Source organism: Sphingomonas endophytica, assembly GCF_001476895.1.
Classification (GTDB): domain Bacteria; phylum Pseudomonadota; class Alphaproteobacteria; order Sphingomonadales; family Sphingomonadaceae; genus Sphingomonas; species Sphingomonas endophytica_A.
Genome location: NZ_LDTB01000023.1, coordinates 1 through 12,694, shown reverse-complemented (window position 1 = coordinate 12,694; position 12,694 = coordinate 1). Strand labels below are relative to the sequence as shown.

The 12,694-nt window shown below is 65.6% G+C and carries 16 protein-coding genes; 1 reads left to right on the top strand and 15 read right to left on the bottom strand.

From position 1 onward, the window contains the following. Nucleotide 1: 1 nt before the first annotated feature. The 10 genes from nuoH to NS334_RS08025 all read right to left on the bottom strand — a co-directional run bounded on the left by nuoH (nucleotide 2) and on the right by NS334_RS08025 (nucleotide 8,908). Nucleotides 2-1,048, bottom strand: a complete 1,047-nt coding sequence (gene nuoH / locus NS334_RS08070) for an NADH-quinone oxidoreductase subunit NuoH (RefSeq protein ID WP_058755460.1) — start codon at nucleotides 1,046-1,048, stop codon at nucleotides 2-4. Beyond that, nucleotides 1,045-3,039: an NADH-quinone oxidoreductase subunit NuoG gene (gene nuoG, locus NS334_RS08065; RefSeq protein WP_058755459.1), complete on the bottom strand. Its 1,995-nt coding sequence runs from the start codon at nucleotides 3,037-3,039 to the stop codon at nucleotides 1,045-1,047. Before nuoG ends, nuoH begins: the two co-directional genes overlap by 4 nt. After that, nucleotides 3,039-4,343, bottom strand: a complete 1,305-nt coding sequence (nuoF, locus tag NS334_RS08060; protein WP_058755485.1) for an NADH-quinone oxidoreductase subunit NuoF — start codon at nucleotides 4,341-4,343, stop codon at nucleotides 3,039-3,041. Before nuoF ends, nuoG begins: the two co-directional genes overlap by 1 nt. Beyond that, nucleotides 4,340-5,035, bottom strand: coding sequence for a complex I 24 kDa subunit family protein (locus NS334_RS08055; protein WP_058755458.1), 696 nt, complete (start codon nucleotides 5,033-5,035; stop codon nucleotides 4,340-4,342). The genes nuoF and NS334_RS08055 overlap by 4 nt, the downstream gene beginning before the upstream one ends. Continuing rightward, entirely contained in the window at nucleotides 5,035-5,373 is a 339-nt protein-coding gene (locus NS334_RS08050; protein WP_058755457.1) for a nuclear transport factor 2 family protein, read from the bottom strand. The genes NS334_RS08055 and NS334_RS08050 overlap by 1 nt, the downstream gene beginning before the upstream one ends. Continuing rightward, on the bottom strand, nucleotides 5,370-6,584 hold the full coding sequence (locus NS334_RS08045; RefSeq protein ID WP_058755484.1) for an NADH-quinone oxidoreductase subunit D: 1,215 nt from the start codon (nucleotides 6,582-6,584) through the stop codon (nucleotides 5,370-5,372). The genes NS334_RS08050 and NS334_RS08045 overlap by 4 nt, the downstream gene beginning before the upstream one ends. A gap of 62 nt (nucleotides 6,585-6,646) precedes the next feature. After that, a complete protein-coding gene (locus NS334_RS08040; protein WP_058755456.1) occupies nucleotides 6,647-7,495 on the bottom strand; it encodes an NADH-quinone oxidoreductase subunit C in 849 nt (282 codons plus the stop codon). Then, on the bottom strand, nucleotides 7,492-8,061 hold the full coding sequence (locus tag NS334_RS08035; protein WP_428835044.1) for a NuoB/complex I 20 kDa subunit family protein: 570 nt from the start codon (nucleotides 8,059-8,061) through the stop codon (nucleotides 7,492-7,494). Before NS334_RS08035 ends, NS334_RS08040 begins: the two co-directional genes overlap by 4 nt. Continuing rightward, the gene (ndhC, locus tag NS334_RS08030) at nucleotides 8,052-8,426 is read right to left on the bottom strand and encodes an NADH-quinone oxidoreductase subunit A (protein WP_058755455.1); all 375 of its coding nucleotides are present in this window, start codon (nucleotides 8,424-8,426) and stop codon (nucleotides 8,052-8,054) included. Before ndhC ends, NS334_RS08035 begins: the two co-directional genes overlap by 10 nt. A 95-nt stretch (nucleotides 8,427-8,521) precedes the next feature. After that, nucleotides 8,522-8,908, bottom strand: a complete 387-nt coding sequence (locus tag NS334_RS08025; protein ID WP_241491862.1) for an NUDIX domain-containing protein — start codon at nucleotides 8,906-8,908, stop codon at nucleotides 8,522-8,524. A gap of 208 nt (nucleotides 8,909-9,116) precedes the next feature. On the opposite strand from NS334_RS08025, the gene dcd reads away from it, so the two are divergent. Beyond that, nucleotides 9,117-9,671 (top strand): dCTP deaminase, encoded by a 555-nt coding sequence (gene dcd, locus NS334_RS08020; protein ID WP_058755454.1) that lies wholly within the window; start codon nucleotides 9,117-9,119, stop codon nucleotides 9,669-9,671. 66 nt (nucleotides 9,672-9,737) lie between these two features. Here dcd and NS334_RS08015 read toward each other — a convergent pair whose 3' ends face one another. The 5 genes from NS334_RS08015 to NS334_RS07995 form a co-directional block, all read right to left on the bottom strand. Continuing rightward, nucleotides 9,738-10,088 carry a hypothetical protein gene (locus NS334_RS08015; protein WP_058755453.1) on the bottom strand — a complete coding sequence of 117 codons (351 nt, stop codon included), beginning with the start codon at nucleotides 10,086-10,088 and terminating at the stop codon, nucleotides 9,738-9,740. 215 nt (nucleotides 10,089-10,303) lie between these two features. Next, nucleotides 10,304-10,732 (bottom strand): ExbD/TolR family protein, encoded by a 429-nt coding sequence (locus NS334_RS08010; protein WP_058755452.1) that lies wholly within the window; start codon nucleotides 10,730-10,732, stop codon nucleotides 10,304-10,306. A 17-nt stretch (nucleotides 10,733-10,749) separates the two neighbouring features. Further along, a complete protein-coding gene (locus NS334_RS08005) occupies nucleotides 10,750-11,223 on the bottom strand; it encodes an ExbD/TolR family protein (RefSeq protein WP_058755451.1) in 474 nt (157 codons plus the stop codon). A 111-nt stretch (nucleotides 11,224-11,334) separates the two neighbouring features. Beyond that, entirely contained in the window at nucleotides 11,335-12,123 is a 789-nt protein-coding gene (locus tag NS334_RS08000) for a MotA/TolQ/ExbB proton channel family protein (RefSeq protein WP_058755450.1), read from the bottom strand. 67 nt (nucleotides 12,124-12,190) lie between these two features. Next, the coding region (locus tag NS334_RS07995; protein WP_058755481.1) for an energy transducer TonB at nucleotides 12,191-12,694 on the bottom strand (504 nt) is incomplete at its 5' end.

Sequence of the window (12,694 nt, the reverse complement as noted above, 5' to 3'; positions counted from 1 at the left end):
CTTACACTCCCACGCGCATGAACATCAGCACGCCCGACACCAGGAACACCCAGAACAGCGACAGCGGCAGGAACACCTTCCATCCCAGCCGCATCAGCTGGTCGTATCGGTAGCGAGGCACCGTCGCCTTGATCCACGAGAAGACGAAGAAGAAGAACAGGATCTTGGCGAACAGCCAGATGATCCCCGGCACGATATACAGCGGCGCCCAGTCGAACGGCGGCAGATAACCACCCCAGAACAATGTCGCGTTCAGCGTGCACATCAACAGCACGTTGGCATATTCGCCCAGCCAGTAGAGCGCGAACGCCATCGACGAATATTCGGTCTGATAGCCCGCGACCAGCTCGCTCTCGGCCTCGGTGAGGTCGAACGGCGCACGCTGCGTCTCGGCCAGCGACGAGATCAGGAACACCACGCTCATCGGGAACAGCAGCGGGTTGAACCCGAAGCCGTTGATGAACCCGTACAGCCCCTTCTGCGCCTCGACGATCGTCGTCAGGTTGAACGACCCCGCCCACATCACGACCGAGATCAGGACGAAGCCGATCGCGACTTCATAGCTGACCATCTGCGCCGCGGCGCGGATCGCCGAGAAGAACGGATATTTCGAGTTCGACGACCAGCCGGCCAGGATGATCCCGTACACGCCCAGCGACGACGCCGCGAGCACATAGAGCAGGCCGACGTTGATGTTCGCCAGCACCACGCCCGGCTGGAACGGCACCACCGCCCAGACGATCAACGCGACCGTGAAGGTGATGATCGGCGCCAGCAGGAACAGCCCGCGATTGGCGGCGGACGGGACGATCGTTTCCTGCAGAAAGACCTTCAGGCCGTCCGCGAACGACTGCAATAGCCCGAACGGGCCGACCACGTTCGGCCCGCGGCGAAGCGCCATGGCCGCCCAGATCTTGCGGTCGGCATAGATGATCATCGCCACCGACAGCATCAGCGGCAGCGCGATCGCCAGGATGCCGACGATCGTCGCCAGGAACCACGCCCAGCCATAGGGAAGGCCGACGGTATGATTGAAGAAGTCGGTCACTCCGCCGCCTCCGCGAAGCTCTCGCCATGCACCAGTTCCGCCGAGCAGCGCTGCATCGTCGGCGACGCCCGGCAAATGGCGTTGGTGAGATAGAAGTCCTTGATCGGATAGCCTTCCAGCACGCCCTGTGCGGTCGTGCCGAGCGACGGCGAGTTCCACGCGAAGGTCTTGAGACCCAGCGTCGCCAGCTCCGGGCAATCCAGCGCCATCGCAGCGCGCAGCTCGTCGAGCGTGTCGAACGGCAGCGTGTGGCCCAGCGTCTCGCTCAGTGCGCGGAAGATCGTCCAGTCCTCACGCGCGTCGCCCGGCGGGAAGACGGCGCGCTCGCCGCGCTGCACCCGGCCCTCGATGTTGACGAAGGTGCCGCTCTTCTCGGCATAACTCGCGCCCGGCAGGATGATATCCGCATGGTGCGCGCCCTTGTCGCCATGGTGGCCGACGTACACCTTAACGCCGCGGAAGTTGGCGAAGTCGCACTCGTCCGCGCCGAGGAAGTACACCAGCTTGGCATCGTAAGTTGCCGCGATGCCCGCCTTCTGCGCGTAGCCGAGCATCAGCCCGCCCATGCGCGATGCCGCCATGTGGACGACGTTGAAGCCGTTCCAGCCGTCCTTCACCAGCCCCAGCGTGTCGGCCAGCGCCAGCGCCGCGCCATGCGCCCCCTTCAGCGCGCCACCGCCGACGATCACCATCGGTTTGGCCGCCTTGCCGAACACATCGGTCAGGCGTTCCGGCAGATTGCCGAGCACGGACAGGTCCGCGCCGAGCCATTCGACCTTGTAGGTCAGGTCGGTTTCCGGCCCGATCGCAAAGACTTTCGCACCCTTCTTGATCGCCTTGCGGATGCGCGTGTTCACCAGCGGCGCTTCCCAGCGCAGGTTGGTGCCGATCAGCAGGATCGCATCCGCCTCTTCGGTGCGCGCGATCGTGGTGTTGAAGTTCACCGCCGCCAGGCTGGACGTGTCATAGTCCATGCCGGTCTGCCGCCCTTCGAGCAGCGACGAGCCGAACTGCTTCAACAGCGCCTTGGCCGCGAACATCGTCTCGCAATCGACCAGATCGCCCGCGACCGCCGCGACCGAACCGCCGTGATCGACGGCGGCGATCGCCGCGAACGCCTCGTCCCAGGTCGCGGGATGCAGCTTGCCGTCCCGGCGCACGTACGGCCGGTCGAGCCGCTTGCGGACCAGACCGTCGACCGCGTGGCGGGTCTTGTCGCTCGCCCATTCCTCGTTCACGTCGTCGTTGACGCGCGGCACGCAGCGCAGCACCTGCCGCCCGCGGCTGTCGAGGCGGATGTTGGTGCCGACCGCGTCCATCACGTCGATCGACAGCGTCTTGCGCAGCTCCCACGGGCGCGCCTCGAACGCGTACGGCTTGCTGGTCAGCGCGCCGACCGGGCACAGGTCGACGACATTGCCCGACAGTTCGGACGTGACCGCTTCCTCCAGATAGGAGGTGATCTGCATGTTCTCGCCGCGATAGATCGCGCCGATCTCCTCCACGCCCGCGACTTCCTCCGCGAAACGGATGCAGCGCGTGCATTGGATGCAGCGGGTCATGACCGTCTTGACGATCGGCCCCATATACTTCTCGGTCACCGCGCGCTTGTTCTCGTCATAGCGCGAGTGGCCGCGCCCGTAGGCGACCGACTGGTCCTGCAGATCGCACTCACCGCCCTGATCGCAGATCGGGCAGTCGAGCGGGTGGTTGATGAGCAGGAATTCCATGATGCCCTCGCGGGCATGTTTCACCATCGGCGTGTTGGTGAAGATTTCCTGGTTCTCGGCCGCGGGCAGCGCGCAGCTCGCCTGCGGCTTGGGCGGCCCCGGCTTCACCTCGACCAGACACATCCGGCAATTGCCGGCGATGCTCAGTCGCTCGTGGTAGCAGAAGCGCGGGATCTCCTTGCCGGCAAGCTCGCACGCCTGCAGCACGGTGGCGCCCTGCGGCACCTCGATCTCGACTCCGTCGACTTTGACCTTGGGCATTATTCGGCAGCTTCCTGCATGGGGGCCGTGTCGCCCCCGCGTTCCCTGATGCGGCGTTCCAGCTCGGGGCGGAAATGGCGGATCAGCCCCTGCACCGGCCAGGCGGCCGCGTCGCCCAGCGCGCAGATCGAATGGCCCTCGACCTGCTTCGTCACCTGCTGGAGCATGTCGATCTCGCCGATCTCGGCGTCGCCGGTGCGCAACCGTTCCATCACGCGCCACATCCAGCCGGTGCCTTCGCGGCACGGCGTGCACTGGCCGCAGCTTTCGTGCTTGTAGAAGTACGACAGGCGGCTGATCGCGCGGACGACGTCGGTCGACTTGTCCATGACGATCACGGCGGCGGTGCCGAGGCCCGAGCCGACCGCCTTCAGGCCGTCGAAGTCCATCGGGGCATCCATGATGTCCTTGGCCGGCACCAGCGGCACCGACGACCCGCCCGGAATGACCGCGAGCAGATTGTCCCAGCCGCCGCGAATCCCGCCGCAATGCTTCTCGATCAGTTCGCGGAACGGGATGCTCATCGCTTCCTCGACCACGCACGGCGTGTTCACATGGCCGCTGATCTGGAACAGCTTGGTGCCCTTGTTGTTCTCCGCGCCGAAGCTGGAGAACCACGCAGCGCCACGCCGCAGGATCGTCGGCGCGACCGCGATCGATTCGACGTTGTTGACCGTCGTCGGGCAGCCATAGAGCCCCGCCCCCGCCGGGAACGGCGGCTTCAGGCGCGGCTGGCCCTTCTTGCCCTCGAGGCTTTCGAGCATCGCGGTCTCTTCGCCGCAGATGTACGCGCCCGCGCCCCGGTGGACGAAGACGTCGAAATCGTAACCCGAACCGCAGGCGTTCTTGCCGACCAGCCCCTTGTCATACGCCTCGGCGACCGCCGCGAACAGCACCTCGGCCTCGCGGATATATTCGCCGCGAATGTAGATATAGGCCGCCCGCGCGCGCATCGCGAAGCCCGCGACCAGCGCGCCCTCGATCAGCTTGTGCGGATCGTGGCGGATGATCTCGCGGTCCTTGCACGACCCCGGCTCGGATTCGTCGGCGTTGATGACCAGGAAGTTCGGCCGGTCCGGCTTCGGCTCCTTGGGCATGAACGACCATTTGGTGCCGGTCGGGAAGCCCGCGCCGCCGCGCCCGCGCAGACCCGACGCCTTGATGGTGTCGATGATCTTGTCCTGGCCCAGTTCCAGCAGCGCCTTGGTATTGTCCCAGTCGCCCCGCGCCATCGCCGCGTCCAGCCGCCACGACTGATAGCCGTAGAGGTTGGTGAAGATGCGGTCCTTATCGAGAAGGCTCATGCGTCCGCCCCCTGCGACGCGACGTTCCATTCGCCGCGATAATCGTGGTTTTCCGTGACCATCGCGGTCAGCGAGGTCGGCCCGCCCTTCGGCTCGACCGTGTGCCGCCCCGGCTCCTGCGTGCCCGGCTTGGGCGTGCCGCCGTTCGCCAGCGTCTCCAGGATCGCGATCGTGCGATCGTAATCGAGGTCTTCGTAATTGTCGTCGTTGATCTGCACCATCGGCGCCGACGAACAATTGCCCATGCACTCGACCTCGGTCAGCGTGAACAGCCCGTCCGGGGTCGTCTTGCCCTTGATCAGGCCCTTGTTCTTGCACGCCGCCAGCACGTCGTCGGAGCCGCGCAACATGCACGGCGTCGTCCCGCACACCTGCACGTGGAAGCGGCCGACCGGCGCGAGGTTGAACATCGTGTAGAAGGTCGCGACCTCGTACACGCGCATGTAGGGCACGCCGATCTCGCGCGCGACGAACTCGATCACCGGGACCGGCAACCACCCTTGCGTCTGCGTCTCGGCCCCGACCTGCCGCTGCGCCAGATCGAGCAGCGGGATCGACGCGGATTGCTCGCGCCCGGCCGGATAGCGCGACAGGATCGCGTCACGCTTCGCCTTGCTGTCCTCGTTCCACTGGAACGCGCCCCAGCGCGCGCGGACCTCGGCCTCGTCGGGAATGGCGGCTGCGTCGGCCATCAGCGGATGAACTCCACGCGCGACACCTTGTCGCCTTCGAAAGAATAGATCGACATGACCTCGAACTTCTCACCATCGGCCGCGCGTGCGACCTTCTCGTGCAGCAGCACCGTCTCGCCCAGTTCCAGCGCCGACAGGATCTCGGCCCGGTTCTCGGGATATTGCGCGAACATCGCCTTCAGCCCCGATCGCACGCCCTCGCGCCCCTCGCGCAGCACCGCGCCGCGATACGTCGACTCGCACGCATCGTCGGTCATCGCCGCCACATAGGCGTCGGCGTCCTGCGCGTTATACCGCGCGATCATCTCGCGCGCGATGGCGACGCGATCGACGCTCACCGGTCGCACTCGCCGAACACGATGTCCATCGCGCCCAGGATCGCGGTCGTGTCGGCCAGCATGTGCCCACGGCTCATGAAGTCCATCGCCTGCAGGTGGCTGAACGCGGTCGGGCGGATCTTGCAGCGATACGGCTTGTTGCTGCCGTCGCTGACCAGATACACGCCGAACTCGCCCTTCGGGCTTTCGGTGGCGACATACACTTCGCCCGCCGGAACGTGATAGCCCTCGGTATAGAGCTTGAAGTGGTGGATCAGCGCCTCCATCGAGCGCTTCATCTCACCGCGCTTCGGCGGCACCACCTTGCGGTCGAGCGACGCGATCGGCCCTTCGGGCATTTCGGCGAGGCACTGTTTCATGATCCGCGCCGACTGGCGGACCTCCTCGACGCGCACCATGAAACGGTCGTAGCAATCGCCGCGTGTGCCGACCGGCACCTCGAAGTCCATTTTGGCATAGACGTCGTAGGGCTGCTGCTTGCGCAGGTCCCACGGAATCCCCGCCGCGCGGATCATCGGGCCGGAGAAGCCCCAGGCGATCGCATCCTCGCGGCTGACGGTCGCGATCTCGACGTTGCGCTGCTTGAAGATGCGGTTGTCCGCGACCAGGCTGATCGCATCCTCGAACAGGCGCGGCAGGCGCGTGTCGAGCCAGTCGGCCATGTCGGTCAGCAGCTTGAGCGGCACGTCCTGATGCACGCCGCCGGGGCGGAAGTAATTGTGGTGCATCCGCGCGCCCGACGCGCGCTCCAGGAAGCCCATGCAGTCTTCGCGGATTTCGAACAGCCAGAGGTTCGGCGTCATCGCGCCGACGTCCATGACGTGCGAACCCAGGTTCAGCATGTGGTTGCAGATGCGCGTCAGCTCGGCGAACAACACGCGCAGATATTGCGCGCGGATCGGCACCTCGAGGTCGAGCAATTTCTCGACCGCCAGCACGAACGTATGCTCCATGCACGCCGGCGAGCAATAATCGAGCCGGTCGAAATACGGCAGCGCCTGCGCATAGGTCTTGTATTCGATCAGTTTCTCGGTGCCGCGGTGCAGCAGCCCGACGTGCGGATCGACACGCTCGATGATCTCGCCGTCCAGCTCCATCACCAGCCGCAGCACGCCGTGCGCCGCCGGATGCTGCGGACCGAAGTTGATCGTGTAGTTCTGGATCGCGACGTCGCCTTCGGTCGGGTGCGACCCGTCGGTGGCGTGGATCATCTTTTCCAGCGCGGGATCGACCGCATGGTCGACCGGCTGGCTCTTCTCGACGAGCATATCGGTCATTGGTTCTGCCCCCCGCCCTTCGTCGGCACGACATCGGGGTCGGCCGGCTTCGGCTTGGCATCGGCCTCGTCACGACCCGCGCCGGTTTCGGCGGTGCTGGTCGCGTCCTTCTTGGCATATGGCTGGCTCGGCGCGGCGCCCGGCGCCTTCGGCGCCTCGGCGGCCCCCGCCTTCTGCACCTCGGTCGCGGTCGCCGGGCTCGGCGCGCCCTTGGCCTCGGGCAGCTTCGCCTTCTCGTCACCCGGCAGCACGTATTCCGCGCCTTCCCACGGGCTCATGAAGTCGAAGGTGCGGAAATCCTGCGCCAGCTTCACCGGCTCGTACACGACGCGCTTCTGCTCCTCGGAGTAGCGCACCTCGACGAACCCGCTCAGCGGGAAGTCCTTGCGGAACGGATGCCCGCGGAAACCATAATCGGTCAGGATGCGGCGCAGATCGCGGTTGCCCGTGAACAGCACGCCGAACATGTCATAGACCTCGCGCTCCAGCCAGCCCGCGACCGGCCAGATGTCGGTCACCGACGGCACCGGCGTATCCTCGGTCGCGCCGACATGGACGTGAAGCCGGTGGTTGCGCGTCAGCGAGAGCAGGCAATAGACGACCTCGAAACGCTCCACGCGCTCCGGGTAATCGACGCCCGCGATCTCCATCAGCTGCTGGTATTCCAGACCCGGCGTATCGCGCAGTGCGGTCAGCGCAGGAACGAGCGCCTCGCGGGTGACGTGCAGCTGCACCTCGCCCGCGATCTCGATCGCATCGAGCAGCCCGGCGCCGATCGCGGCCCGCGCCGCGTCGATCGTCGCCTCGTTCAGGTTCGCCGCGAAGGCGGGAGCGGGCGCCCTCACCGTTCGATGCTCCCGGCGCGACGGATTTTCCGCTGCAACTGCATCACGCCGTACAACAGCGCCTCGGCGGTCGGCGGGCAGCCGGGGACATAGATGTCGACCGGCACAACGCGGTCGCATCCGCGCACGACGCTGTAGCTATAGTGATAATAGCCGCCGCCATTGGCGCACGACCCCATCGAGATGACGTACTTCGGCTCCGACATCTGGTCATAGACCTTGCGGAGCGCCGGGGCCATCTTGTTGCAGAGCGTGCCCGCCACGATCATCACGTCCGACTGGCGCGGCGAGGCGCGCGGCGCGGCGCCGAATCGCTCCATGTCGTAACGCGGCATGTTGACGTGGATCATCTCGACCGCGCAGCATGCCAGCCCGAAGGTCATCCACCACAGCGAGCCCGTCCGCGCCCACTGGAACAGCTCCTCGGTCGAGGTGACCAGGAAGCCCTTGTCATTCAGCTCGCCGTTCAGGCCATCGAAGAAGCCCTGATCGGGCGCGATGACGCCGCGCGACGGTTCCGGATTGTTGACGAGCCCGATCGGCCCGGAGTGTGCTTCTACTCCCACTCCAGCGCTCCCTTCTTCCATGCATAGACGAGGCCGAGCGCCAGTTCGGCGATGAAGATCATCATCGAGATCCAGGCGGTCCAGCCCAGCGAAAAAACGCTGACCGCCCAAGGATATAGGAACGCCGCCTCCAGATCGAAGATGATGAAGAGAATCGCGACGAGATAGAATCGGACATCGAACTGCGACCGGCTGTCCTCGAACGCCGGGAAGCCGCATTCATATTCGGCCAGCTTCTCCGGCGTCGGCTTGGCCGCGCCGGTCAGCTTGGCGACCGCCATCGGCAGAAACACGAACGCGCTCGACAAGGCGAGCGCCACCCCCAGGAACAGGAGGATCGGTAGGTATTGCGACAGATCGACCACTATGCCTCTCGCAAGTGCGAACGGAACCGGCACGCTCTAGACCCCTCCCCCCGGAGGGGCAAGGCCGCGAGGCAGTGAGAATGAATCGCAGCTGACTACCAGTCGCCGACTCGCTCGCGCCGGCCTTGCCATTCCTCGATACGGCGCCGCGTCGCGGGAGAGATGCCGGCCGGCAGTGCGTCTGGCGCGACGAAGATCGTCTCCGTCAGCTCGCGGCCATCGGGAACCGGCACGTCGTCGGTCACGCCATGAAACAGGAAGATGTGATCACGCCGGCCTTCCGCGCGCGATTCGTATCGCCCGACGAGCACCAGCTCGCGCGCGACGCAGCCGGTTTCCTCCAACAGTTCGCGCGCCGCAGCTCGCTCGGGCGCCTCACGTCGCGCAATCCCGCCGCCCGGCAACATGTAGAGGTCGCTGCGTCCATAACTATGTCGAACCAGCAGAATGCGACCGGCAGCATCGACGATCAGCAGCTTCACCCCATGGGTCTCCAACCCAAGCCGGGCCTGAATTACCCGACGGAGACGATAGGCAAGGGAGCGGACCGCACGGATCATAGCGCGGCCCACCCTATCGCATCGAAGGCGCCACGAATACACGGTCCGCCGGACATGACCGAAGATCGCGCGCCCTTGCGAAGGTCGCCGTCAGCAGCGAAAGCGCATTAATACGAAGGGGAATCGCTTCATGTCCGTCATGTCCGACCGTTGGATTCGCGACCGCGCACTGGAGAGCGGCATGATCGAGCCGTTCGTCGAGTCGCAGCGTCGCGACGGCTGCATCAGCTACGGCTTGTCGAGCTACGGCTATGACGCGCGCGTAGCCGACGAGTTCAAGATCTTCACCAACGTCGACAATGCGCTGGTCGACCCGAAGGACTTCGCCGCCAACAGCTTCGTCGATCGCAAGACCGACGTCTGCATCATCCCGCCCAACAGCTTCGCGCTGGCGCGCACGGTCGAATATTTCCGCGTGCCGCGTGACGTGCTCGTGATCTGCCTCGGCAAATCCACCTATGCGCGCTGCGGGATCATCGTGAACGTGACGCCGCTGGAGCCCGGCTGGGAAGGGCATGTGACGCTCGAATTCTCGAACACGACGCCCCTGCCGGCGAAGATCTACGCCAATGAGGGGGCGTGCCAGTTCCTGTTCCTGCACGGCAACGAACCGTGCGAGACGAGCTACGCCGACCGCGCAGGCAAATACATGGGCCAGCGCGGCGTCACGTTGCCGCGCCTGTAGACTGGCTTGTTCCCGAAATCGTGTCTCCAGCGCCACATCGTGTGACACTGGAGACACGAGCGGGAGTTAGCGGGATGCCATCGTGGCGCCGAGCCGCGCCAACCCTTTGTGCGCCAGGACATGCGACGAGACGACGGAGCCATCGGCGAGATCCATGGCGACCGGCTGGCGCTGCAGCACGTCGCCGTACAAGGCGCGAGCCTGCGCTTGGCGGCCGGTGCGGGAGTAGACGGCGGCCAGATTGAGCATGAGTTCCGGGCGCTGCGGGAAAATTTCGCGCTCAGCGGTCAGTGTGCGCTCTGCATCGCCGAGACTGCCGGTCGAGATCGCCTGATACCCGACGCGATCCTTTGCCAATGCCGGCATCGCGGCGACCATTGCCAACATCATGGCGGGGACCATCAGCTTGTCGTGCATTTCACCCTCCAGTCTCCGTTCGCGCCTAAGCCACGCGTTACGGTTTTATGACATGAACGTGTCACTAATTTGACAAGGAGGCAAGTGGCATTGTCACGGTCGCTGTCCCGTCGCGCACCATGCCAGCCGCACCGGTTCAGCGAGCGCGCAACGAAAAAAGGCGGCCCCGAAGGACCGCCTTGTCGTAATGCCGGTGAGAGAAACGCGTGACGCGATCAGAACTCCCGGTAATATTGCTCGTTGCCGACGAAGCCGAGCTTGGTCACATTCGACCGCTTGATGTCGGCCAACGTCTGATCGACGATATCGTACTTGGTCGCCGGATCCGGCTGGAACTGGAGTTCCGGCTCGGGGTTCATCGCCACCGACTGGTCCAGATACTGGCGCAGCACGGTCGGATTGACCGGCGTGCCGTTCCACGTGATCCCGCCAGCCGCGTCGATCGCGATCTTGTTCTTGATCGGATCGACCGGCGGCTTCGACTTGGTGGGATCGTTGACCGGCAGGTCGACCTTCACCGCGTGCGTCGGAACCGGAAGGGTGATGATGAACATGATGAGGAGCACGAGCATGACGTCGATCAACGGCGTCGTGTTCATCTCCATCATCGGCTCGCCGTCGTCGCGGCCTGCACTCATTGCCATGTCAGCTACTCCTTAGCTCAGGCGCCGCCGCCCTTGGGCTGCGAAATGAACCCGACCTTGGCGAAGCCGGCCATCTGCATGTTGTAGATCGTGCCCGCCACGCACTTCCACGGCGTGTTGATGTCCGCGCGGATATGCGCTTCCGGCAGCTCGAGGTTCGGGTTGCCCGCGCCACCCTGACGATCGATATCCGCCTTCAGCTTCGCCACGGCGCGGTCGAGCAGTTCCTGGTGCGTCACGGGAGCGACACCCCAATAGACCTGGCAGGCACCGTCCGGCGCCGCCTTGACCGACAGCGAGACGTTCTCGGGTTTGGTCGTGGTCGGGTCGAAGACGACGCTGGGCAGCTTGATGCCCTTGACCGTCTGGATGGCGACCGGAACCGCGATCAGGAAGATGATGAGGAGCACCAGCATGACGTCCACGAGTGGCGTCGTGTTGATGTCCGACATCGGTGATTCAGCGGAGTCTCCGCCAACGCTCATCGCCATGGATCAGGCTTTCCTATTCCTTCGTTCCACCCTGCCGCCATCCGTTATGGCGCGGCCGCAGGGCGGGAGGTGTGGGGGGGCCGTCCCCAAGGACGCCCCCTCACCCCGTCGTTACGGGCGGGTCTGCACGCCACCGGTCTGGCCGGCGGTCGTGGTCGCACCCGCCGGCTTCACCGGCGCCTTCGGGGCGGTGCCGACGCTCGGACGGACCGCGCCGTTCGACGCCAGGAAGCCCAGCACGTCGTTCGAGAAGGCTGACAGGTCTTCCGCGATCGACTTGTTGCGGCGCTGCAGCCAGTTGTAGGCGAGCACGGCCGGAACCGCGACGACCAGGCCGAGCGCGGTCATGATGAGCGCCTCACCGACCGGACCGGCGACCTTGTCGATCGACGGATCGCCCGACGCGCCGATCTTGATCAGCGCGCGGTAGATGCCGACGACGGTGCCGAACAGACCGATGAACGGCGAGGTCGCGCCGACGGTCGCGAGGAACGCCAGACCACCGCCCAGCTTCGAGTTGATCGCGGCTTCCGAACGCGCCAGCGAGCCGTGCAGCCAGTCGTGCGCCTCGACCGGATCGGTCAGCTTCGAGTGCTGCTCCTGAGCCGCCAGGCCATCGTCGACCAGCTGCTTGTAGGCCGAGTTCTTCTCGAGCTTGGCCGAACCCTCGCGCAGCGAATTGCTGGTCCAGAAGCTCGAGCGCACGCGCTTCGCCTGGTTGATGATCTTCTGCTGCTCGAACAGCTTCGAGAACAGGATGTAGAAGGACACGACCGACATCACCACCAGGATGGTGAACACCGACTGCGAGATGATGCCGCCTTCCTTCAGCGCCTGCTGCAGGCCGAACTGGTTCTCGGCTGCCGCGGTCCCACCCGCGGCGAGAATGTTGATGATCATTCGGTTTCTTCCTTAAGCCCAATTTGTTGTCGGCCGACGCAGGTCCGCGCGGCCAGGTTCACGCGGATCAGTTCTGTGGCAGCACCCAGCGCACCGGCAGCGTGTAGCTGGCCGTGGTCGGGTTGCCGCCGGCGTCGAGTGCGGGCGAGAAACGCACGCGGCTCTTGGCGATGCGGCACGTCGCCTGGTCCAGCGCCGAGGAGTTGCTCGACGTGGTGACGACGCAATCCGTGACTCGGCCGTCCGTCCCGATGGTCAGCTTCGCGACGACACGTCCCTGTTCCTCGGCGCGAATCGCCGACGGCGGGTAGTTGTCGGCACCGAAATACTGGCCGGGATTACCCTTCGGGCTTGCCGCCTTGCTGACCGCGGGCGGTGCCGGCGGAGCGGGCGGCGCCGGCGGAGCGGGCGGAGCGACGACCGGCGTCGGCACATAGACCGGCGGCGGGGTCGGCACCGTCGCGACCTGGACGGGCGGCGGGTTCGGATTCTGCACGATCGGCGGCGGCGACACCACCGGCGGCGGCGTCATCGGCTGATCAGGCGGCGGGGGCGGCGGCTCCTCCGGGGG